Annotated in this window: 23 protein-coding genes and 1 other RNA gene; 14 read left to right on the top strand and 10 right to left on the bottom strand. The window is 40.9% G+C overall.

Features of this window, described 5'->3' with window-relative positions; translation table 11 throughout:
• Positions 1-116 precede the first annotated feature (116 nt).
• Together mscS and C9J40_RS07565 are read left to right on the top strand one after the other, a co-directional pair.
• Positions 117-1,001, top strand: a complete 885-nt coding sequence (mscS, locus tag C9J40_RS07560; RefSeq protein WP_107206605.1) for a small-conductance mechanosensitive channel MscS — start codon at positions 117-119, stop codon at positions 999-1,001.
• Positions 1,002-1,219: 218 nt separating this feature from the next.
• Positions 1,220-1,933, top strand: a complete 714-nt coding sequence (locus C9J40_RS07565) for an oxidative stress defense protein (protein ID WP_107206606.1) — start codon at positions 1,220-1,222, stop codon at positions 1,931-1,933.
• Positions 1,934-2,008: 75 nt separating this feature from the next.
• On the opposite strand, the gene serA is transcribed toward C9J40_RS07565, so the two are convergent.
• The 5 genes from serA to zapA form a co-directional block, all read right to left on the bottom strand.
• Entirely contained in the window at positions 2,009-3,238 is a 1,230-nt protein-coding gene (gene serA / locus C9J40_RS07570; protein ID WP_107206607.1) for a phosphoglycerate dehydrogenase, read from the bottom strand.
• A gap of 288 nt (positions 3,239-3,526) precedes the next feature.
• Positions 3,527-4,186: a ribose-5-phosphate isomerase RpiA gene (gene rpiA / locus C9J40_RS07575; RefSeq protein ID WP_005371376.1), complete on the bottom strand. Its 660-nt coding sequence runs from the start codon at positions 4,184-4,186 to the stop codon at positions 3,527-3,529.
• A 217-nt stretch (positions 4,187-4,403) separates the two neighbouring features.
• Positions 4,404-5,000, bottom strand: coding sequence for a 5-formyltetrahydrofolate cyclo-ligase (locus C9J40_RS07580; protein ID WP_107246369.1), 597 nt, complete (start codon positions 4,998-5,000; stop codon positions 4,404-4,406).
• Positions 5,001-5,072: 72 nt separating this feature from the next.
• A non-coding RNA gene (ssrS, locus tag C9J40_RS07585) (6S RNA) lies at positions 5,073-5,254 on the bottom strand.
• Positions 5,255-5,261: 7 nt separating this feature from the next.
• Positions 5,262-5,564 (bottom strand): cell division protein ZapA, encoded by a 303-nt coding sequence (zapA, locus tag C9J40_RS07590; protein WP_107246371.1) that lies wholly within the window; start codon positions 5,562-5,564, stop codon positions 5,262-5,264.
• Between the two features lie 390 nt (positions 5,565-5,954).
• Here zapA and C9J40_RS07595 point away from each other — a divergent pair, with 390 nt between their 5' ends.
• The 4 genes from C9J40_RS07595 (at position 5,955) to gcvH (ending at position 9,547) form a co-directional block, all read left to right on the top strand.
• Positions 5,955-6,533: a YecA family protein gene (locus C9J40_RS07595; protein ID WP_107206610.1), complete on the top strand. Its 579-nt coding sequence runs from the start codon at positions 5,955-5,957 to the stop codon at positions 6,531-6,533.
• 25 nt (positions 6,534-6,558) lie between these two features.
• Positions 6,559-7,746 carry a 2-octaprenyl-6-methoxyphenyl hydroxylase gene (ubiH, locus tag C9J40_RS07600; protein WP_107246372.1) on the top strand — a complete coding sequence of 396 codons (1,188 nt, stop codon included), beginning with the start codon at positions 6,559-6,561 and terminating at the stop codon, positions 7,744-7,746.
• 2 nt (positions 7,747-7,748) lie between these two features.
• Positions 7,749-8,963 (top strand): FAD-dependent 2-octaprenylphenol hydroxylase, encoded by a 1,215-nt coding sequence (locus C9J40_RS07605; RefSeq protein ID WP_199188056.1) that lies wholly within the window; start codon positions 7,749-7,751, stop codon positions 8,961-8,963.
• Between the two features lie 185 nt (positions 8,964-9,148).
• On the top strand, positions 9,149-9,547 hold the full coding sequence (gene gcvH / locus C9J40_RS07610; RefSeq protein WP_107246374.1) for a glycine cleavage system protein GcvH: 399 nt from the start codon (positions 9,149-9,151) through the stop codon (positions 9,545-9,547).
• Between the two features lie 48 nt (positions 9,548-9,595).
• Here the strand turns inward: gcvH and C9J40_RS07615 are convergent, their stop codons facing one another.
• On the bottom strand, positions 9,596-9,805 hold the full coding sequence (locus tag C9J40_RS07615) for a DUF1107 domain-containing protein (RefSeq protein ID WP_199187043.1): 210 nt from the start codon (positions 9,803-9,805) through the stop codon (positions 9,596-9,598).
• Positions 9,806-10,248: 443 nt separating this feature from the next.
• Here C9J40_RS07615 and C9J40_RS07620 point away from each other — a divergent pair, with 443 nt between their 5' ends.
• The 3 genes from C9J40_RS07620 to nqrM all read left to right on the top strand — a co-directional run bounded on the left by C9J40_RS07620 (position 10,249) and on the right by nqrM (position 11,282).
• A complete protein-coding gene (locus C9J40_RS07620; protein ID WP_107246376.1) occupies positions 10,249-10,539 on the top strand; it encodes a DUF134 domain-containing protein in 291 nt (96 codons plus the stop codon).
• 75 nt (positions 10,540-10,614) lie between these two features.
• Positions 10,615-11,085 (top strand): NifB/NifX family molybdenum-iron cluster-binding protein, encoded by a 471-nt coding sequence (locus C9J40_RS07625; RefSeq protein ID WP_107246377.1) that lies wholly within the window; start codon positions 10,615-10,617, stop codon positions 11,083-11,085.
• On the top strand, positions 11,082-11,282 hold the full coding sequence (gene nqrM, locus C9J40_RS07630; protein ID WP_005371409.1) for a (Na+)-NQR maturation NqrM: 201 nt from the start codon (positions 11,082-11,084) through the stop codon (positions 11,280-11,282). Before C9J40_RS07625 ends, nqrM begins: the two co-directional genes overlap by 4 nt.
• Positions 11,283-11,329: 47 nt before the next feature.
• Here the strand turns inward: nqrM and C9J40_RS07635 are convergent, their stop codons facing one another.
• Positions 11,330-12,283: a LysR family transcriptional regulator gene (locus C9J40_RS07635; RefSeq protein ID WP_107206616.1), complete on the bottom strand. Its 954-nt coding sequence runs from the start codon at positions 12,281-12,283 to the stop codon at positions 11,330-11,332.
• A 230-nt stretch (positions 12,284-12,513) separates the two neighbouring features.
• On the opposite strand from C9J40_RS07635, the gene C9J40_RS07640 reads away from it, so the two are divergent.
• On the top strand, positions 12,514-13,644 hold the full coding sequence (locus C9J40_RS07640) for a patatin-like phospholipase family protein (RefSeq protein ID WP_107246379.1): 1,131 nt from the start codon (positions 12,514-12,516) through the stop codon (positions 13,642-13,644).
• Positions 13,645-13,696: 52 nt separating this feature from the next.
• Here C9J40_RS07640 and C9J40_RS07645 read toward each other — a convergent pair whose 3' ends face one another.
• Positions 13,697-14,176 carry an aminoacyl-tRNA deacylase gene (locus C9J40_RS07645; protein WP_199188060.1) on the bottom strand — a complete coding sequence of 160 codons (480 nt, stop codon included), beginning with the start codon at positions 14,174-14,176 and terminating at the stop codon, positions 13,697-13,699.
• Complete coding sequence (gene ygfZ / locus C9J40_RS07650; protein ID WP_107246380.1) at positions 14,166-15,149, bottom strand: tRNA-modifying protein YgfZ; 984 nt, start codon at positions 15,147-15,149, stop codon at positions 14,166-14,168. Before ygfZ ends, C9J40_RS07645 begins: the two co-directional genes overlap by 11 nt.
• A gap of 256 nt (positions 15,150-15,405) precedes the next feature.
• Here ygfZ and C9J40_RS07655 point away from each other — a divergent pair, with 256 nt between their 5' ends.
• The 3 genes from C9J40_RS07655 (at position 15,406) to C9J40_RS07665 (ending at position 18,032) form a co-directional block, all read left to right on the top strand.
• Positions 15,406-15,666 carry a succinate dehydrogenase assembly factor 2 gene (locus C9J40_RS07655; RefSeq protein ID WP_005371425.1) on the top strand — a complete coding sequence of 87 codons (261 nt, stop codon included), beginning with the start codon at positions 15,406-15,408 and terminating at the stop codon, positions 15,664-15,666.
• The gene (locus tag C9J40_RS07660) at positions 15,638-16,051 is read left to right on the top strand and encodes a protein YgfX (protein ID WP_107206650.1); all 414 of its coding nucleotides are present in this window, start codon (positions 15,638-15,640) and stop codon (positions 16,049-16,051) included. Before C9J40_RS07655 ends, C9J40_RS07660 begins: the two co-directional genes overlap by 29 nt.
• 151 nt (positions 16,052-16,202) lie before the next feature.
• Positions 16,203-18,032 carry a methyl-accepting chemotaxis protein gene (locus C9J40_RS07665; protein ID WP_107246382.1) on the top strand — a complete coding sequence of 610 codons (1,830 nt, stop codon included), beginning with the start codon at positions 16,203-16,205 and terminating at the stop codon, positions 18,030-18,032.
• A 63-nt stretch (positions 18,033-18,095) separates the two neighbouring features.
• Here the strand turns inward: C9J40_RS07665 and nadB are convergent, their stop codons facing one another.
• On the bottom strand, positions 18,096-19,712 hold the full coding sequence (gene nadB, locus C9J40_RS07670; protein ID WP_107206620.1) for an L-aspartate oxidase: 1,617 nt from the start codon (positions 19,710-19,712) through the stop codon (positions 18,096-18,098).
• 568 nt (positions 19,713-20,280) lie between these two features.
• Between nadB and rpoE the strand changes: the two genes are divergently transcribed.
• A complete protein-coding gene (gene rpoE / locus C9J40_RS07675) occupies positions 20,281-20,859 on the top strand; it encodes an RNA polymerase sigma factor RpoE (RefSeq protein ID WP_107206621.1) in 579 nt (192 codons plus the stop codon).
• Positions 20,860-20,867 lie beyond the last annotated feature (8 nt).

Below are 20,867 nucleotides of genomic sequence, written 5' to 3' on the forward strand. Positions count from 1 at the left end.
CGATGAGATAGACAAACGGAAAGACAGTTCTAATGGCGTAACTCCTAGAATAATCACGCTATCTACGACTTACGCTATAGATTTATTTTAAGTAAACATAAGAGAGAGCACTTCAAATGACTGAGAGCGTTACAGACAAGGTTGTCGAAAAAATTTCTGATAACACATTAACTAATGGTGTGTTACACGCTGGAAACTGGCTGAGTAATAACCAGGATCTTTTGATCCAATACGCAGTAAATCTTGTATCAGCACTGCTAATCCTGTTTGTCGGCAATATGATCGTAAAAGCCGTTGCTGGCGCAGTTGCTAAAGTATTACGTAAAAAAGATATGGATAACGCGGTTGTTGAATTTATTCACGGCTTAGTTCGTTATCTACTATTTGTTATCGTATTAATTGCTGCACTAAGCCGTATTGGCGTTCAAACTGCTTCAGTGGTAGCAGTGATCGGTGCCGCGGGTCTTGCGGTTGGTCTTGCTCTTCAAGGCTCTCTATCGAACTTTGCTGCAGGTGTTCTGATTGTTGCTTTCCGTCCATTCAAATCTGGCGACTTCGTAGAAGTAGCCGGTGTGTCTGGTGCTGTAGAATCTATCCAGATTTTCTCTACTGAGCTACGTACGCCTGACAACAAAACAGTAGTCGTACCAAACTCATCTATCATTGGTAACCCAATTACAAACTATTCTCGTAATGCGACACGTCGTATTGATCTTGTCATTGGTGTTTCTTACAGCGCTGATCTTCAAAAAACCAAAGAAGTACTTAAGCGTGTTGTAACTGCTGATGAGCGTGTTCTTAAAGATCCAGAGCCAACAATTGGTGTTGTTGCACTTGCTGACTCTTCAGTGAACTTTGTGGTACGTCCATGGGTTAATACGCCTGATTACTGGGCGGTATACTTCGATCTTAACCAAGCAATTAAAGAAGAGCTTGATAAAGAAGGTATCGAAATCCCATTCCCACAAATGGATGTTCACCTAAATAAAGTTGATGCTTAATTTATTTAAAGCATAACGAATAGAAATGGAGCCTAATTGGCTCCATTTTTTTTATCTACAGAAAATAGAAATAGTCATTAATTAATCATAAAGGAACGATGTTCAAAATAAATAATCTAATAAGGGATAGATTTCATTTTTTTGGGGTCAAAGTTGATAGATTATTTATCTTATGACTACGATAAATAAAAATAACTCTTTGTTAGCGAGGATTGATAATGAAAAAACACCTATTAGCTATATTATTAAGTACCAGTGCACTTATCTCTACAGGCGCTGTTGCCGCTGATCTATCATTTCCTCATTTAGAAACAACAGGGCGCGGTGAAGTCGTGGTGAAGCCTGATATGGCAGTATTCTCTGTGGATGTGGTTGCGACACAACCAACAGCTTCAGGTGCAAAGCAAGCTGCAGATCAGGCTGTGACTAAGTTTATTGAGCGTTTAACCAAAGCGGGTGTTGAACGTAAAAATATTAATAGTGCCAATATTTCTCTTTCTGCACAGTACCGTTATCCGAAAGATCAGGCACCAGAGTTCACAGGCTTTAAAGCAACCCGTAATGTGGTTGTAACGGTATACAAATTAGAGAATCTTAATACTTACCTTGATGGTGCATTAGGTGATGGTATTAATCAGATCAACAACATTACGTTGAAAGTAAAAGATCAGAAGAAATACCAAGAAGAAGCACGCCAAGCTGCGATTACCAATGCCAAAGAAGTGGCTGCATCTTTAGCGAAAGGCTTTGGTGATAAAGTTGAAGGTGTATGGCAGATTGATTACAACACGGCTTCTCGTCCAATGCCGTATCGAATGGCTAATTATGTCGGTAGTGCGATGCAAGACTCCGCAGCGGTTAACCAAAGCTACAGTGAGAATAACATTGTTATCTCTGATAGTGTGAACGTGATTTTCAAGTTAGCCAAATAATCGTAATTGCTGTTAGTTGATGGAATAAAAAAGGAGAGCTGATGCTCTCCTTTTTACTATTTATTCACGCTGTAATTAGTGAAGAATACGCGCACGAATAGTACCTTCGATTGTTTTCAGTTTTGCTAGTGCTTCTTTTGAACGTTCAGTTTCAACATCAATGACGACATAACCAATTTCAGCGCCTGTTTGTAAGAACTGAGCAGCGATATTGATACCTTCTGAAGCAAAAATTGTTGTGATTTGGTTTAAAATACCTGGGCGGTTTTCGTGAATATGGAGTAGACGAGAACAACCACGGTGCTCAGGGAGTGATACCTCAGGGAAGCCAACAGCAGATAACGTTGAACCATTATCTGAGTATTTCACTAGTTTACCTGCCACTTCAATACCAATGTTTTCTTGTGCTTCTTGGGTTGAGCCTCCGATGTGAGGCGTCAAAATAACGTTATCAAATTGCAGTAGAGGGGATTCAAATGGGTCGTTATTGGTTTTCGGTTCAACAGGGAATACATCGATAGCTGCGCCTGCAATATGTTTGCTTTCTAACGCACTACAAAGCGCATCAATATCCACGACGGTACCGCGTGCAGCGTTAATAAAGATAGAACCTGGCTTCATGCGTGCAAATTCTTCTGCACCCATAATGTTTTGTGTCTCTGGTGTTTCTGGTACGTGCAGTGAAATCACATCGGATTTATTTAAAAGCTCACTTAACGATGCGACTTGTGTTGCATTACCTAAGGTTAATTTACTTTCAATATCGTAAAAACAAACGCGCATTCCGAGGTTTTCAGCCAAGATACCAAGTTGAGTACCAATATGACCGTAGCCGATAATACCTAGGGTTTTACCACGCGCTTCAAATGAGTTGTCTGCAGATTTTATCCATTCGCCACGATGCGCTTTAGCGTTCTTTTCTGGAATGCCACGTAAAAGAAGAAGAAGTTCACCTAAAACAAGCTCAGCAACACTACGGGTATTTGAAAATGGTGCGTTGAAAACGGGGATACCGCGACGCATAGCTTCATCTAAATCAACTTGGTTAGTACCAATACAGAAACAACCAACAGCGGTAAGTTTTTTCGCTGCAGCAAAAACTTCAGGTGTTAATTGTGTTCGAGAGCGAATACCAATGAAGTGGGCATCTTTTACCGCTTCTAGTAGCTCTTCACCAGCAAGTGATCCTTTGTGGTACTCAATGTTGGTGTAACCTGCTTGTTTTAGCACTTCTAGAGATGAAGGGTGTAGTCCTTCTAATAATAGAATTTTAATTTTATCTTTATTGAGTGAAACTTTGGCCATGGTTCTCATCCTTAAAAACGCAGCTAACTGAATGTAAAACAAAGAAATGTCAGGTGGTGAAATGTCTTCTTTACAGCCACAGTAGCGAAATGGTTAAACGTTTGCTAATAGCTTATTAATAAAGTATCAAAAAATAGCCACTATGGGTAAGAATATTACAAAAAAGATAATAAAAAACGGCATAAGCTAGAATTAGAATCAATAAGCTATGCCGTTTTGAAAGGAAATAACATTTATAATGGGATCAATAGCGTTTGATCATTTCGAATAAAACGCGATCATTGTATGTTATTTCTCGAATTTTTTTACACCGTCAGGTGAGCCAACCAATAATACATCTGCGCCACGGTGAGCAAATAGACCAACAGTTACAACACCGGGTAGGGCGTTGATCTTATCTTCCATTGCTTTAGGATCGGTGATCTTCATGTTATAGACATCAAGGATCATATTACCGTTATCAGTCACAACGCCTTCACGGTAAGCTGGATCGCCACCAAGTTTTACTAACTCACGGCCAATGAAAGAGCGCCCCATAGGGATCACTTCAACTGGAAGCGGGAATTGACCCAATACGTCAACTTGCTTGGTATCATCAACGATACAGATAAATTTTTTCGCAATTGCAGCCACGATTTTTTCACGAGTAAGCGCTGCACCGCCGCCTTTAATCATGTCGTAGTCTGCGTTAATTTCATCAGCACCATCGACATAAATATCAAGTGAAGCAACTTCATTTGCATCAAATACAGTAATGCCTAGTTGTTCAAGACGTTCAGTTGAAGCGACTGAACTTGAAACAGCACCTTTAATTTCTTCTTTGCGAGTTGCTAAGGCATCGATGAAGTGATTAACCGTAGAGCCAGTACCTACACCTACAATTGTTCCTTTCTGTACGTATTCAAGTGCTGCCCAACCTGCTGCTTTTTTCATTTCATCTTGTGTCATGCCATTCTCCTCGTTATGACTAATACGCCGAGTAAGCGTTGATGCTAATTATAACGAATTGGAAATCGTTCGTCAGTGCGATTATGAACAATCACAATGCAAAATAAGAAATAAAAACATAAGGTTATTTATAACAATTAGTTAGATTATCCATTTTCATTGAAACTAAAGTAAACGATTGCTTCAATAGGGGGATTTGATGCTCGCATTTGTATTGTTACCAACAATAGATCTTTGACGGGGTAATGATTTTAGGTAACGGCACATCCCATTGTTCACTTGGTAATTGTTCTACATGTTGGCAATCATGGGCTAACCCTAGCGGGTAAGGGCCTTGTTTATGCTGATGCCACTGACTAAGAGTGCGATCATAGTAGCCCCCTCCCATACCTAAGCGTTGCCCGGAGTTATCAAAAGCCACCAATGGGGTGCAAATAATATCTAATTCATTCACAGGTTTGACTGCTCGCACATCGAGAACGGGCTCTGAAATTTGATAGCGATTTTTACGCATAGGGGTGTTCGAGGTGTAGTGAAGAAATAACAAGTGTCCTTTGCTAAAAGGATGCAACACTGGTAGATAAACAGATTTTCCGTTTTGCCATAACCAGTCGATAATGGGGTGAGTGCTGATTTCACCGTCATTGGTCAAATAAAGCGCAATATGTTGACTCGCCAGAAATTGTTGGCATTGCTTAATTTGTTTAAGTAATTGTAGGCTAGCGTGCCTTTGTTGTTCTGGAAGAAGTTGTTGTCGCTGTATGCGGATCTGTTGTCTGATTTTTTGTCGTGGGGTTACAAGCTGTGGTGTCATTTGGCTCAATCCTTGAGTTGGGATTTTGCTAAATTGTATGAATATGTTAATGAAATGGGAAGTAAAACAGAGGAGTTCCCCAAGGTGCCGTTGCGAAATAATGCCCTTGAACCAGACGTTCAAGGTGGATCGGCAACATTAACCGTAGGCTTCTCAGTCGAGCTGAGCATGCTCAATAGCTAATAAAAGCAGATCCTGGGTATTTGCTTATCGGCTCGGGGACGTTCATTCACTGACGCACACCCCAGGGTTAATTCATTATCAACGCTTTGAATAATTTTGCAATGCTTTATCTAATTTTTCTTCTAGTGCACTGATCTTATTGGATAAAACGCCAGCGCTTCCGTTATGTTCTAGTCGCTCTGCATGTAACTCGTTGCAGATGTTAAGCCCTGTAAAGAGTAACAGTTGCTCTACATTGGATACTTTAGTGCGCTCTGACATATCTTTCAAGCGTTGGTCAAAATCAGAAGCGGCAGCACGAAGTGCATCCTCTTGACCAGTTGGGCAATTAACTTTGATATTTCTGCCGAATACTTGAATTTCTACAGCCTGAGTACTCATAAATCTTCGGTTTGCTCCATGCCTAATGGGTATTCATTCCGCTTTTGCTTGTCGCCAAATCATAGGAAAAGCGGTTACAACATGCAAGCGGCTATACTTCACTTTGTGCTCAATAGCTTCTAACTAAACAGATATTAATCACACCAAATTGATGGGTGGTTAACTATTGAACGTTATGCTCGGCGTTATGATTTGCCGAACAGAGCTTAAGTGTTAGCATAACACAGGCGGTTACTGACCCATTGTTATTTCTGCTTTAGAAATTCAGTAAAAATGTAATTATTGGTGTTTGCTTGATTTGAATTATTTAAATCAAGTGGATATAGCAATGTGAAAGTAACAATAGAGCGCTTTGTTCGTTGTTTGATCTAAAAATAAAGGTAATAAACCATGAGTGAAATAACCCTACCTACATACCAAGCTGTTGAATCTGCCTTAAAAGAGCAAGGGCTTGCAGCGGCACCTGCTGAATTACATGGTTTATTAAGTGGCATGATTTGCGGTGGTTTAGCGATTGATGATGAAAGCTGGGTTGGACCTGTTAGTGATTATGCCAACGAAGGTGAGCCATTAACCGACGGCGCTAAAATAATGATCCGCTCTTTGTTTACGACAACAGCGAATGAGCTGTTTAGTGGTGGCTTTGAGTTTTCATTACTGATGCCAGATGATGATGAGCCATTAATGATGCGAGCAGATGCATTAACGGAATGGGTTACTAGCTTTATTTCTGGTTTAGGACTGATGGATCTCCAAAAGAACCAATTATCTGAAGCTGTCACTGAAGCTTTAGCTGATCTTCAAGAGATCGCTCAGTTAGGTATTGATGAAGATGACGATATAGAAGAACAAGCAGCCTTATTTGAACAAGTTGTTGAGCATGTTCGTATGTGTGTATTGAGTTGTCACTCTGAATTAGGTCAGCGTCCTGTTGCTGAAGATACAGAGGAAAAACCAACGTTACACTAAACGTTGTTTTGTGAAGGGATAAATAGTGAAGCACTATGATGTTGTAATTGCTGGTGGTGCAATGGCAGGAGCGAGTCTTGCTATCGCATTAGATGTATTGAGTCGTCACTCATTACGTGTTGCAGTGGTTGAAGCTGTGATGCCTGAGTTTGATACTCATCCGGGTTATGATGCAAGAAGTATCGCGTTATCGTATGGCACGACCCGTTTACTGGATAACATTGGTATGTGGTCAGCCTTGCGTGATGTTGCAACACCGATAAACGATATTCATGTTTCAGATCGTGGTCATGCAGGCATGGTCCGAATTTCATCACAAGAGCAGGCGGTTGATGCGCTAGGTTATGTGATTGAACTTGCAGATGCTGGTGAAGTTTTTCATCATAAACTGCAGCAGCTAGAAAATATTGATCTATATTGTCCTGCCAGTGTTAAGCAAATTGAGCGCAGCGTAGATAACGCAACTATTGAGCTTGATAACGGTGAACGCATACAGGCGTCATTGCTGGTGGCTGCTGATGGGGCTATTTCTCATTGCTGTCAGTTGGTGAAGCTTGGTCGCTCAGACTATGATTTTGAACAAACTGCTATTATTGCCAATATTACAACCTCTGAGCCTCATTATAATCAAGCATTTGAACGCTTTACAGAACATGGTCCGGTTGCCTTACTGCCAATGTCTCAAGGGCGAAGCTCTTTAGTATGGTGTGTACCACCAGAGCAACAACAAGTGATCATGGATTTATCTGACGCAGAATTTCTTGCCAAGTTGCAACACGCGTTTGGGTGGCGTTTAGGTGCGTTAGTCCAAACGGGTAAACGCTCATGCTATCCATTGTTACTTCGTCAATCAAACTCGCTTGTATCGCATCGTTTTGCCGTGATTGGTAATGCGGCACAAACATTACATCCTATCGCAGGACAAGGATTTAACCTCGGTATTCGAGATGTAGTGACACTTGCAGAAGAGATCGTTTCAGGTCGTCAACAGGGTAACGATATAGGTTTACCTGAGGTGTTAGGGCGTTATCGTGAACGCCGTATGCCTGATCGTCAAAATACCATTATGATGACAACAGGATTGGTAAACTTATTTGCTAATGATAATCCATTGCTGACAGCTGGACGAAATATCGGTTTGGTTACAATGAATCTTTCAAACACATTAAAAGCACCGCTATTGCGTCGTGCTATGGGACAGGTAGAACGATAGCTATGATGCAAAGTGTTGATGTCGCGATTATTGGCGGCGGAATGGTGGGCTTAACGTTAGCTGCAGCATTGGCTGAAACTGAACTTCGAGTTGCCGTTATTGAAGGACATTTACCTGATCCTCAATTGCAGTCATTACCTGATTTACGTGTATCGGCATTAAGCCGTGCCAGTGAACGTATTTTCCGTCGCTTAGGCGTATGGGGAGGGATTGCAAGTCGTCGTATGAGCCCATATTCGGAAATGACCGTATGGGAGCAAGATAGCTTTGCTCAAATCCATTTTGATGCGCAGCGATTAGCTCAGCCTGATCTGGGGCATATTGTTGAAAATCGAGTCATTCAGCTAGCCTTATTAGATCGTGTAAAGCAGCTTAGTAATGTGACCTTATTAGCGCCAGAGCGCTGTGAAAACATCGCGTTTGGTGAATCAGAAGCCTGGCTAACATTAGCTTCTGGTAAACATCTGACGGCGAAGTTGGTTGTTGGTGCTGATGGGGCAAACTCTTGGGTACGTCAGCAACTCGATATTCCATTAACCCATTGGGACTATGGTCATAGTGCCATTGTGGCCAATATTCGTAGCCAAGAGCCACACATGAAAGTGGCACGACAAATTTTTCGGCCACAAGGGCCGTTAGCCTTTTTACCGTTATCTGAACCTGATTTATGCTCTATTGTGTGGTCTGTACCGCCAGAAGAAGCTAAACAATTATGTGATATGTCGGATGAGTTGTTTAATCAGCATCTAACGACTGCATTTGATAATCGCTTAGGTTTATGTCGCGTAGAAGGTGAGCGTCAAGCATTTCCACTGCGTATGCGTTATGCGCGTGATTTCGTTCGTGAACGGGTCGCGTTAGTCGGTGATGCTGCACATACTATTCACCCCTTAGCTGGACAGGGAGTAAACCTTGGTTTGCTTGATGCAGCGGCTTTGGCACAAGAGCTAAAAGCATTATGGCTAGCAGATAAAGACATTGGTAAACAGGCGCATTTACGTCAATATGAACGTTGGCGTAAGGCTGAAGCGGCGAAGATGATCACTGCGATGCAAGGATTTAAAGATCTGTTTTCAGGTTCAAATCCAGCGAAAAAACTATTCCGTGACATCGGCATGTTAGTAGCAGATAAAGCACCAGGTGTGAAAGACGAGTTTATGCGTAAAGCGTTAGGTTTGAGTGGTGAATTACCAGAGCTTGCTCGCTACGAAAAATAACATGCGTGTTACTGAATGTTGAAAAAGTCACCTGATGGTGACTTTTTTGTTTTTCGTGACTAACAAAATGGATTTTTTCACCTACAGTAAATATCAGAGATAAATAATGTGCGTTAATTTATATAGATCTGACATGGTGACAGTAGTGTTTTAACGATTCCCGCTACTTTTATAAGGATGTGAAAATGAGTTACGTTCCTCTTGAATTACAATATACCCATAGCCATGAATGGATTCGTTCTGAAGGTGATGGGATTTATACTATTGGTATTACCGACCATGCTCAATCATTGCTTGGGGATATGGTTTATATTGAATTACCTGACATTGAATCGTCCACAGATGTGGGGGAAGAGTGTGCGATGGCTGAATCGGTAAAAGCGTCCTCAGATATTTATGCCCCCTTGTCTGGTGTTGTGATTGCTATTAACGATGAATTAGATTCGGCGCCAGAGCTCGTCAATAGTGATCCTTATGGTGACGGTTGGTTATTTCAGATTAGGGTGAATGATGATAACGAACTGAATGATTTATTAATGGCGGAAGACTACGCCACCATTATTGTTGAAGATGAAGAGCTGTAAGATCAAAAAAGCCCATTTTGATATGGGCTTTATCGTTAGCAATAGTGTTTAAGCTTCATAGGTTTCACGTAAGCGTCTTACTTCTAAATTCACCTCATTCACGGTATCGTAATGACGTTTCTTTGCTTTGATAGGAACCAGTAGTAAACCATTTTCAAAATGGTACCCACCGCGTCCGTCAATGTAGAGGCGACCACTAAATAAGCGACTGATATGTTTGGCGATTAATTTTGGTAAGTAGCGTTTAAACATCCGCATAATACTGCTAACTCCAACCTTCCTGGCTATTGACGGCGCTAAGTATAGCAGCTTGTGCATGACACTTCTGTGACATAATTAGCATATGCTGTTTCCTATATGTAACTATCTAACTTATTAATTAGAAAAGAAATAAAAATCCAGACAATTATTCTGATTTTAAGTTTTTTGGTATTGTCGAATAAAATAAACAGATTCTATTTTTTAAGGTAGTTCGCGTCATCTTCACGCCTGTTATCTTCTCTTCGCTACAATATCCGCGCATGGTACTTTCATCTTCATTATTTTTTAAAGCCGTTATATTGGGATTTTATTTTGTGAATTTATAAATCATCAATGTGTTTAGATAAGAAAAATTTTTATTGCTTGTTACGTATCTAGATCAAAGTAATGTTTTTGGCATACGCCAATAATTCACCATAGTTAGATGGATAAGGTGAACCATGGCTAGGCCTAAGATTGAACGTCGAATAGGATGTCGTCCTGCGTACAGTTGCTTTAAGCCCAATGGCGTACCGATGAAAGAACTCGTGTCATTACGTTTAGATAGCGATGAATTAGAAGCACTTCGGTTAGTTGATATGCAAGGTTTGCAACAGCTAGAAGCGGCAAAGCAACTCGGTGTCTCTCGTCAAACATTAGGCAATATAGTGGCATCGGGACGAAAAAAAGTGGCGCAAGCGTTAGTTCAAGGGTTGGCGTTAGAACTTGACGGTTATATGCCAACACCATGAACGCTTTTATTTTGATAAGTGATAAAAGCGATCATATTCGTTGTGAGCGCTCGGTTAAGTGAGTGAGGAAAAATTATGGCAATGGCGATTGCGTTAACACCCCGTGAGCAGGTTGCAGGGCACTTTGGTAAAGCGGCTGTTTTTGTTATTTACGATCAGCAAGGACAGCAAGTTGCTAGAATTGAAAATACAGGTAGTCGCGAACTAGGCTGTAAGCATAAAAAAATAATTCAGCGTCAACTGGTTGAGTATGGCGTGTCTGAAATTGTCTTAGGTAATATTGGTCAGCGTTCACTGGCTCGATTATTAAAGGCAGGCTTTCATGTTAGTCGAGTTGCACCACGCACAACATTGGCTGATGTGTTATCAGGTAGCGCAGTAAAAGAAGCGTTAACATCGGCAGAGCAAGGTCGTGATTGTAAGCGTGAAAAAGGCGCATGTGGCTGCGGTTGCGGCACTAAAAAGAAAGCGCCTGTTGCTAAAGTAGGGATGTCATCATTATCGCCTGTTAGCGGTTTAACAAAAATTGGCGGTTTTAAGTTGTGACCACATTTCTGTTAACACTAGGTATTTTTCTGCTTGTTATTTTTGCTATGGCGATAGGTTGGTTTTTAAAACAACGTACCATCAAAGGCAGTTGTGGTGGTTTAGCCAACGTGGGTGTTGATAAAGAATGTAACTGCGATGAACCTTGTGACGAACACAAGTTATACCAAATTCAAGAACCTCAATCGGGTAAGTAGTCGTAGAAAGCAGAGTATGCATGACTCTGCTTTTTTGTTATCCGTTATTATTGCTGGAGTTGTTTTACCTGTTCGATAACCGTACTGGCAACTCGTTGACGTAGCCACTCATTACGAGGGTGAGTGCCATTGCGATGTAGCCATAATAAACGAATATCAAAATCAGCAATATCGACAGGGGTTGGGCATTGGGTCAAATCATCATGAAACAGATCTAATTGTGCCATTAAGCGAGAAACCACACACAGTAAATCCCTTCCTTTGAGTAAATGGCGGATGGTCAAAAAGTTACGTGAACCTACCGCGACTTGACGTTGTAAGGCATGATTTTTTAGTTGCTCATCAACTTGGGTGGTGAGTTGTCCATCTGGTGAAACTAAGGCATGCGGATGCGCACTATATTGTTCTATGGTGATAGGGGCATTGAGTCCTGTTGCTTTGCTATCGAATAAACAAACATGATCTTCGGTATATAAATATTGGCTACTAATGTCTTTGCCCATATTTGTCATTGAGCCAATCACCAAGTCTAATCGTTGATCATTAAAAACGGTTTGATAGTTATGCCGATCAACATTAAAGAAGCTGAGATGACTATGTGGTGAGCAAGTATGAATGGCATCAAAAATGGCGGGGGCGAAAAGTAACTCTGCGTAGTCGGTTAGGCCTATTTTAAACGTTCCAGTGAACAGCTCTGGCTCAAATGTGCTCGGTTGTAATAACTCTCTAGTGATTAAGTTTAGAATTTTTTCGACAGTGACCGAGAGCTCTAACGCTTTTTGTGTTGGGATCATATTATGTCCTTGACGTTCAAATAAAGGATCGTCAAGGAGTTGCCTTAAACGCGACAAATTATGACTCATGGCAGATTGTCCAATCGCAAGTTTGTTTGCTGCCTTCGTAACACTTTGTGTTTCCAATAGAGCGGAAAAGGAGATCAGTAGGTTGAGATCAACCCCACGCCAGTTGATATCTTTTTTATGTGAAGGAGAAACAGACATAGTGTGGAATACCTAGTTAGGAATAACATTAATAAGCGAAATTGGCACAATAAAAGAGCGAGTATCAAAGAGTGCTAATTGCAAGAGTAAAATATGCAACAAATTGCAATTGATAAAAAACAGCTTGTGAGTTCGCCTTGTTTTATATCGATTATCTGTTTTTTTATCAAGCTGGTGCCTTTTTAATCTGTAGAGTAATACTCGGACTTATCAGATAAATAGGGATGATGATGGCTAGAACACGTACTAAGAAAAAACCAAAGGTTTGCCTTGTTCTACAAGGTGGTGGTGCATTAGGTGCTTATCATATTGGCGCGTATCAAGCACTGGAAGAAGCGGGATACACACCAGACTGGTTTGCTGGCATTTCCATCGGCGCGTTGAATAGTGTCATCTTGGCAGGCAATAAACCTGAAGATCGTTTAAATAAATTGACTGACTTTTGGGATCGTATATCAAGACCAGAAACTGATGTTGATTTATTACCAGCCATGGCACCGATGTTTAATACTTTTAGTGCATCTCAAGCATTAACAATGGGCCAACCTGGCTTTTTTGTACCTCGTATTATTAATCCATGGTTGTCATTGCCTGGTGAATCAGCAACCAGCTTTTATGATACTAGCCCGTTATTTTCCACTATCGATGACCTGTCTGATTTTTCTCTTATTAATCAACAGAAAGCCCGTTTAACTGTTGGCGCAACAAGTGTCACCAAGGGAGAGTTGGTATTTTTTGATAGTCATACACAGCCATTACAACCCGCTCATGCTATTGCGAGTGGATCTTTACCACCCGGTTTTCCAGCCACCAAAATTGGTGATGATCATTATTGGGATGGTGGGTGCGTTTCCAATTCACCGATCAATGGTATTTTAGATTTAGCTGAAAAAGATGAAGATTTACTCGTCTTTATGGTTGATTTATGGAATGCGAAAGGTGAATTACCACAAACCATGAGTGAAGTGTTATGGCGTGAAAAAGAGATCCAATACGCGAGTCGCTCTTGTGATCATATTGAAGCGCTTGTAGCAAAACGTAATCTTGATCATATTTTAGAACATTCAAAAGATGTTGTTGATAGTGAACAAGTGCCTGATGTGGTGTCACTAAAAATAGGCAGGCATATTGATATCGTGCATATTACGTTTGATCCACTGAAAGGCCATATTCCATTAAGTGATGCAGAGTTCTCACGTCGTTCTATTCGTTTACGCCGTGAAGCCGGCTATGAAGATATGACGAAAGCTATTAAAGAATCGCCATGGACGCAAAGAAGTAAAAAATTACCCACGCATTATCATCCACGCCAAGACCACGGTGGATGGGTAGAAGATGATGAGATAAGTAAAGCTAGTTAACGTGTTAGAATTAAATGAAAGCCCCTTAGTTTGGGGCTTTATTTTTAATGGATTAGTCTCGGCTGATATCACCAAACATAGGATCACATAAGATCACTAAATCATCGGTAGCTAACTCAAGCCCAGCCATACGATCACCACTACTAATGTTCACTTTAGTATGTTGCTCTATTTGATGATCGAAAATAATAGGTAGTGGGCGTTTCAAGCCTAATGGCGCAACCGTGCCAATGACTAAACCTGTGATTTTTTCAACATCAGACGCATCAGCACAGGTCATACGACGACAACCAAATAGCTCACGGACTTTCTTAGGATCAACAGCATTCGGGCCTGGTACACAGGCTAAAACATGAAACCCTGCCATATCTTTGAGCAAAATGGATTTGACCAGTTGCTTTGGGTCAACCCCACGTTCTTGAGCCGCTTCCTCTATAGTTTTTGCTGGCTTGCTGTGATGAAGAAGGCGAAAATCAACGCCTTCTTCTTCAAGAAAACGGGTAACAGCAGTATCGATAGAATTATACGTCATCATCTAAAGCGTAAGGTAATGGATGTTTTTCCCAGATAGCATCTGGTTGTAATGCAAATCGAAATTGTGCATCGTCATCGAGATCGTTTGGTAATACCACTAAAGCTAACGCTTGTTGATCATTAAATTGGTAGCCAGTGATAACCGTACCACCTTTACGCCAGTTTTCACCAACGCTACGTTCAAGTGCATCACCTGCCTGTGGGCATTGTGTGGATTCACCGCTCACGATGTACATTGCGCGTTTGTTAATACCACGGTATTTTGCACGAGCAACCGTTTCTTGGCCTGTGTAACACCCTTTTTTAAAGCTAATACCATTAACCGCCTGAAGGTTCATCGCTTGTGGAATAAATTCAAGTTCAGTTACTGCTTCAACACGGGGGAGGGCTGCTTTTATATCGTATAAGTTCCACAACGCAGCATCGGTTAGCGTTGCGTTAGCCGCAAAGTGTTGAGCAACCGTTTCAGCATGCTCAGGTGGTGTGATAACAAACCAACGTAAGTTATCTACTTTTACCGCGGTTGCTGTGTCGTTATGACGGACATCATCATTACCTGTAAAGTAGTTATCAATCGCGTTTTGAGCTTGTTCTCCACTAAGACCTAGGACTACGTCAGTTGATTGATTAATGTCGGTTTTAGAGAAAACCGCGTATTTTTTTAGCTCAGGGATCTGGGTTGCCATGACAGTTTGGCGTTGAAGATAACCATAGCCATTGTTGATATGGAAAATACGCATCACAGTACGCATTTTACCTTTTGCATCACAATGTGCTGCTAATGTTGATTTACCCGCTTCTAGTGATACAAGATCACAGGTTAACTGACCTTGTAAATAGGCTTTACTGTCGGCACCAATTAACGTGACCATCCCCCAGTCATCAAGCTTACTTAATGCTAAAGCTGGAAGAGGATCTTGCGATGATAAAGCAAGGGGGGAAAACGTTAGATTTGTTGACCAAGTACTCATATCTCTGTCCACAGAATGTTGTCATTATTACGACATGGTATACCAAGTAAATGAAATAATTAACCATCGTCTCGCTGTGGAAATCAGACAAGAGTCATTGAGAGGGGATTTATCGTTTTCATGTCTCATCTTTAATGATTGCTTGTTTAAGCGCATGGTCGGGAAGTGATGTCACTGCTACTATAAATAGCTGTTTCTCTTTGTTTTAAATCTACAGCATTAAATAGGTTTTTAGTTCTAGTTATCGAGGTTAAATATGTTAAGCGCGGAAGATAAAGCACGAGTTAAATGGGCATGCCGACGTGGAATGCTAGAGTTAGATGTGATTATTATGCCGTTCTTTGAAGAGCGTTTTGATGAACTATCAGAGCAACAGCAGCAAGATTTTATTAATCTATTAACGTGTGATGATCCTGATCTTTTTACATGGGTGATGAAACACGGCCGCAGTGAAAATGAAGCCCATGCAAATATGGTGGATATGATTGTTGCTCACAACAACAGTAAATTACGCTGATCTTTATTTATTCCCATCTAAATTACAGATAGCCACATTAACGGTAGCTTACCTGTGTGTGGCTATATTCCTCTTATTCTCAAGTTCCTTACTTATTCTTCCTATTACTTTGATTTTGTGTGAGAAGCTGTATGACGAATACCTTAATTCGGCGATATACAGTTATCGATTACAAGGGCGTTTGCGACTTTCTTCTGTAGGGGAAGTTTATTATCAACAGCAACGAGGTCGCGTGATTTATGCTCGCCCGTTAACCCGTTGGTTGATCATATTTAAAGTGGAGGGGCTATCTCATCGTTGGGTTATTGTCTGGCGTGATAGTTTGTCCGAACGTCATTATCGCCATTTAAAAATGTTTACTTATCTTTACTTCTCGTTCCGTTAATTTTGGAAAGCCTCAGTTTGTACTAGTTAGATTGTGAGCTGAATTCAGAGTTTTTATCTTTATTTAAAATTTTTATTACATTTTTATTTCAATTCGCGGTAAAAATATATATTGATAAAAATAATAATAAATATAAAAACAGGAATTAAAAATGAAAATAAAACATAAGTTAATGGGGCTCAGTGTTATCTCTGTTATCGCTTTAGTTTCTGTACTTGCTATGAGTAAACTAGCTAACGACAGAGTTGAAACTATCGGTCATGTGGTGCAAGGGATAGGTCAACTAGAAGTAACATTGCTTAACTTAAGGCGTAATGAAAAAGACTTTTTGATGCGTAAGAACTTGAAGTATCGCGCTAAGTTTCAAAATAATATCAGTTTATTCAAGCAACAACTCTCTCTCTTAAATCAAGAGTTATCCGATCTGTCTATCGCTGTTCCTGAACTTGATAAATTGCCTGTTGCGATGACAAATTACCAGCAAAAAATGATGGCGTTAATTTCAGCCTATGAGGTGCAGGGCTTAGATACTTCGCAGGGTAAATACCGCACCTTTTTATCTTCTTCTGAAAAAATCAATCAGTTAGTGGTTGAGAAAGACATCAATGCGCCAGCATTATATGAACTTATTCAAACGGCTAAGTTGTTTGTTCTTACTGGTGATCCTGAATACGCCACGTTATATCAACAACAGTTGGCGAAGAATAACGCCCAGTTTGTGGCTGATTATGGCAATGCATTTAGTGTTTTTACCGCCGCTGTTGAGGCTGTATTACAACAAAAAATGATTATTGGGCTCAGTTACAACCAAGGATTACGAGGAGATATTCGCACTCAATCCCATTTGGTTGAGAAGACATTTGCGACTGTTAGTGAGCGGTTGACGCAGCTGATTGATGAGCAAAAACAAAAGATTATCGCGATAACCAGTGTGGTTGTAATTATAATTATAGCGCTATTACTTGGCTTATCGTGGGTTATTAGTATGTCGATTCAACGCCGGTTAACCAGTTTAAGTTCGTTAATGGCTCAAATTGCAAAGAGCCATGATTTAAGTTTACAAGCAGATCAAAGCGGTAATGATGAATTTAGTCAAATGGCTCAAAATTTTAACTATCTATTAGCACATTTACGTCAGTTGATTGGAAATGTAAAAGCCGCTGTAGAGCAACTAAGCGATGCATCAGGATCATTACAGCAACGAAGTCGTGATACCGAAAAGGCAATGAAACAACAACAAGAAGAGACTAATTCTGTTGCCACTGCTATTACTGAAATGGGCATAACTATCCGTGAAATATCAAACAATACTGAAGTGGCAGCTGCGAATGCTGAGCGTAGCCAGCATATTGCACAAGAAGGTATTGATGAAGTGAGCGCGACGAAGGATCGTATTCGTTTATTGGCCGTGAATTTAGAAAATACCAATGGGGAAGTCGAAAGTTTATCGAGTTTATCTGAAGAAATTGGCTCAGTATTAGATGTAATAATGTCGATTGCAGAGCAAACGAATTTATTAGCATTAAACGCGGCAATTGAAGCGGCAAGGGCTGGAGAGCAAGGTCGAGGTTTTGCGGTTGTTGCTGATGAAGTTCGTTCTCTGGCATTACGTACACGCCAATCGACAGAAGAAATCACAACCATTATTAGTTCGTTACAGCGGCAAACAGATCAAGTAGTAACGCATATTGTGGATTGTCGCGAGCAGGGCGAAGCCAGTGTAGAGCAAGTTAATAGTGCTGAGCATAAGATTGCGAGCATCATGTCAGAAATGCAGCAAATTATGGATATGAGTACACAAATAGCGACTGCTGTGGAGCAGCAAAGTATCACTTCTGAAGATATTACGGTGAACATTACTTCTATTCGAGATATTACAGAAAACAATTTTCAGGTTGCTCATCAAAATGCCGTGGTAGCAAATGTAGTGGCAGAGCAAGCCGAAGAATTAGACAAAGCTATTACTGGCTATAAAGTGTAGTGGTTGTAACGAAAAAATCCCGACATTTGGTCGGGATTTTTATTGAAGCTGGCTACTGGTAACTTAGCGATTTTCAGGTACTAATACGGTGGGTTTGGCATTTTCGTCTAACTCTGGGTAATCCAGAGTATAGTGAAGACCGCGGCTTTCTTTTCGCTCAATAGCACAACGAATGATGAGCTCAGCAACTAATACAAGGTTACGTAGTTCAATTAAATTGTTTGAAACTCGGAAATGACTGTAATACTCGCTAATTTCATTTTTCAGTAACTCTATTCGGTGCATGGCACGTTCAAGTCGTTTGGTTGAACGGACAATACCGACATAATCCCACATAAATAAACGTAATTCGTGCCAGTTATGTTGGATAACGACTTCTTCATCCGAGTTACTGACTTTACTTTCATCCCATATCGGTAGCGCTGGTGGTATGACAATGGTATCCATTTTTGCTTGAATATCTTTTGCTGCTGACCAAGCATAAACCACACACTCTAGCAGTGAATTTGATGCCATACGATTGGCACCATGCAAGCCTGTGTAACTCACTTCACCAATAGCATATAAACCATCAATATCCGTTTTACCTTTTTTATCAACCATAACGCCACCACAGGTATAGTGAGCGGCGGGAACAATAGGAATAGGCTCTTTCGTGATATCAATGCCGTAGCTTTGTAGCTTTTCATCAATCATCGGGAAGTGTTTTTTAACAAAGTCTGCAGGTTTATGACTGATATCAAGGTACATGCAGTCAGCGCCTAAACGTTTCATTTCATAGTCGATGGCACGGGCAACAATATCACGAGGCGCGAGCTCTGCACGCTCATCAAATTCAGGCATAAAACGAGAGCCATCAGGACGACGTAAATACGCCCCTTCTCCACGCAGTGCTTCTGTTAGCAAGAAAGTCTGGGCTTCAGGGTGGAATAAACAGGTTGGGTGAAACTGATTGAACTCAAGGTTTGCCACACGACAACCAGCACGCCACGCCATGGCGATACCATCACCGGAAGAAACGTCTGGGTTAGAGGTATATTGATAGACTTTTGAAGCACCGCCAGTGGCTAGAATAACGAATTTAGCCCCCAGTGTTTCTACCATTTCTTTATCACGATTCCACACATAAGCGCCTAATACGCGGTTTGATTCGGTATCTGGGTTAAGTTTTTTTTCAGTGATTAAATCGAGCGCATTATGACGTTCTAAAATGGTAATATTGGGATGATTACGGGCTTGATCTTGAAGTGAGGTTTGCATTGCCATGCCTGTTGCATCAGCGGCATGGAGAATACGACGATGGCTGTGGCCGCCTTCACGGGTTAAGTGAAAACGAGGGTTATCATCACTATCAGATTCTTCACGATCAAACGGTACGCCGCCATCAATCAACCACTGAACACATTCTTTAGCATTCTCGGCAATAAAACGAACGACGTCTTTATCACATAAGTGGGCGCCAGCAATAAGGGTATCTTCAACATGTGAATCGATGCTGTCTGATTCATCAAATACTGCAGCTATTCCGCCCTGTGCGTAATAAGTTGCGCCTTCATTCAGCGGTCCTTTACATAACACGGTAACATTGGCAGAAGAAGAAAGGTGTAGTGCTAATGATAGGCCAGCGGCACCGCTGCCAATAACCAGTACATCGCAGTTATGTTGATGAATCTGATTCATACTTGATCTCATATCCTTTTGTTATCTGTCCGTATCCTAACAAACTCACGTCAAATTAGCATGAAAATTGTACGACAAATAAGTTTTATAGACGATTAAGTATTCAAATATATCGCATGACAATTTTTATACCTAGCGTCAATGCGCGAACGAATGGCGATAAAAGGTGAATAACAAAAAACTTATGTCACGTAATAATCCTAAAACTTGTTATTAATTTTGCTTTTTTCACGCTGAAAAGCCCGTTAATATCGTGAATTAAGGTAAGATAGTGATCACTTATATACACCGTGCATAAGTCACAGTGATAAAAGAATTAGTAAAATAAGCCGAAATTATTTAATGGGCGTAGGAACTTTGCCATTATCCTCCGGTCATAAGTAGTGCTCATGCTCATAAATATTTCATAACTCAATGATTTGTTTAAGGTGACACTCGGCTTATTTCGCGTTACGACGCCGAACAAATCATGATATAGCATTTTTGATAGAGCACTAACGCAAGTATTTGTGGCTTTATTTAGCTAATGCAATATTGAGTAAAGACAGATATAGGAGTACACGCTCGAATGAGCGAGCAGCAAACTGATCAGGTATTAATTGAGCGAGTACAGCGGGGAGATAAGCAAGCTTTCAACCTTCTGGTTATTAAATACCAGAACAAAGTTTGTAACCTTGTATCACGTTATGTCAGTAATTCTGGTGATGTACCAGATGTGGCGCAAGAGGCGTTTATTAAGGCGTACCGAGCGTTGCCAACATTCCGTGGTGAGAGTGCCTTTTATACATGGCTCTACCGAATTGCAGTCAATACCGCAAAAAACTATTTAGTCGCTCAGGGGCGTCGTCCGCCTGCATCTGATGTTGATGCAGAAAATGCGGAATACTATGAAAGTGGTAGTGCGCTGAAAGAAATTTCGAACCCTGAGAACCAAATGTTGTCAGATGAATTGAAGCGGGTTGTTTTTAGCACGATTGAAGCGCTACCAGATGATCTCAAAACCGCAATCTCATTACGTGAACTGGATGGTCTAAGTTATGAGGAAATTGCAGAGGTAATGGGATGTCCAGTAGGTACAGTTCGCTCTCGTATATTCCGTGCACGTGAGGCGGTTGAAAAACGTATCCGTCCTCTCATGCAGCAATAATGTTGCAC

The sequence above is a fragment of the Photobacterium sp. GB-72 genome (assembly GCF_003026095.1).
Classification (GTDB): Bacteria; Pseudomonadota; Gammaproteobacteria; order Enterobacterales; family Vibrionaceae; genus Photobacterium.

Coding starts and splice junctions, on each gene's coding strand:
- C9J40_RS07655 (WP_005371425.1), top strand. CDS start 15,406: ATGTTAAGCGCGGAAGATAAAGCACGAGTTAAATGGGCATGCCGACGT.
- gcvH (WP_107246374.1), top strand. CDS start 9,149: ATGAGTTACGTTCCTCTTGAATTACAATATACCCATAGCCATGAATGG.
- C9J40_RS07605 (WP_199188056.1), top strand. CDS start 7,749: ATGATGCAAAGTGTTGATGTCGCGATTATTGGCGGCGGAATGGTGGGC.
- C9J40_RS07635 (WP_107206616.1), bottom strand. CDS start 12,283: ATGTCTGTTTCTCCTTCACATAAAAAAGATATCAACTGGCGTGGGGTT.
- C9J40_RS07645 (WP_199188060.1), bottom strand. CDS start 14,176: ATGACGTATAATTCTATCGATACTGCTGTTACCCGTTTTCTTGAAGAA.
- C9J40_RS07625 (WP_107246377.1), top strand. CDS start 10,615: ATGGCAATGGCGATTGCGTTAACACCCCGTGAGCAGGTTGCAGGGCAC.
- serA (WP_107206607.1), bottom strand. CDS start 3,238: ATGGCCAAAGTTTCACTCAATAAAGATAAAATTAAAATTCTATTATTA.
- nadB (WP_107206620.1), bottom strand. CDS start 19,712: ATGAATCAGATTCATCAACATAACTGCGATGTACTGGTTATTGGCAGC.
- C9J40_RS07615 (WP_199187043.1), bottom strand. CDS start 9,805: ATGCGGATGTTTAAACGCTACTTACCAAAATTAATCGCCAAACATATC.
- C9J40_RS07595 (WP_107206610.1), top strand. CDS start 5,955: ATGAGTGAAATAACCCTACCTACATACCAAGCTGTTGAATCTGCCTTA.
- ygfZ (WP_107246380.1), bottom strand. CDS start 15,149: ATGAGTACTTGGTCAACAAATCTAACGTTTTCCCCCCTTGCTTTATCA.
- zapA (WP_107246371.1), bottom strand. CDS start 5,564: ATGAGTACTCAGGCTGTAGAAATTCAAGTATTCGGCAGAAATATCAAA.
- rpiA (WP_005371376.1), bottom strand. CDS start 4,186: ATGACACAAGATGAAATGAAAAAAGCAGCAGGTTGGGCAGCACTTGAA.
- C9J40_RS07640 (WP_107246379.1), top strand. CDS start 12,514: ATGGCTAGAACACGTACTAAGAAAAAACCAAAGGTTTGCCTTGTTCTA.
- C9J40_RS07565 (WP_107206606.1), top strand. CDS start 1,220: ATGAAAAAACACCTATTAGCTATATTATTAAGTACCAGTGCACTTATC.
- C9J40_RS07620 (WP_107246376.1), top strand. CDS start 10,249: ATGGCTAGGCCTAAGATTGAACGTCGAATAGGATGTCGTCCTGCGTAC.
- C9J40_RS07580 (WP_107246369.1), bottom strand. CDS start 5,000: ATGACACCACAGCTTGTAACCCCACGACAAAAAATCAGACAACAGATC.
- C9J40_RS07665 (WP_107246382.1), top strand. CDS start 16,203: ATGAAAATAAAACATAAGTTAATGGGGCTCAGTGTTATCTCTGTTATC.
- mscS (WP_107206605.1), top strand. CDS start 117: ATGACTGAGAGCGTTACAGACAAGGTTGTCGAAAAAATTTCTGATAAC.
- rpoE (WP_107206621.1), top strand. CDS start 20,281: ATGAGCGAGCAGCAAACTGATCAGGTATTAATTGAGCGAGTACAGCGG.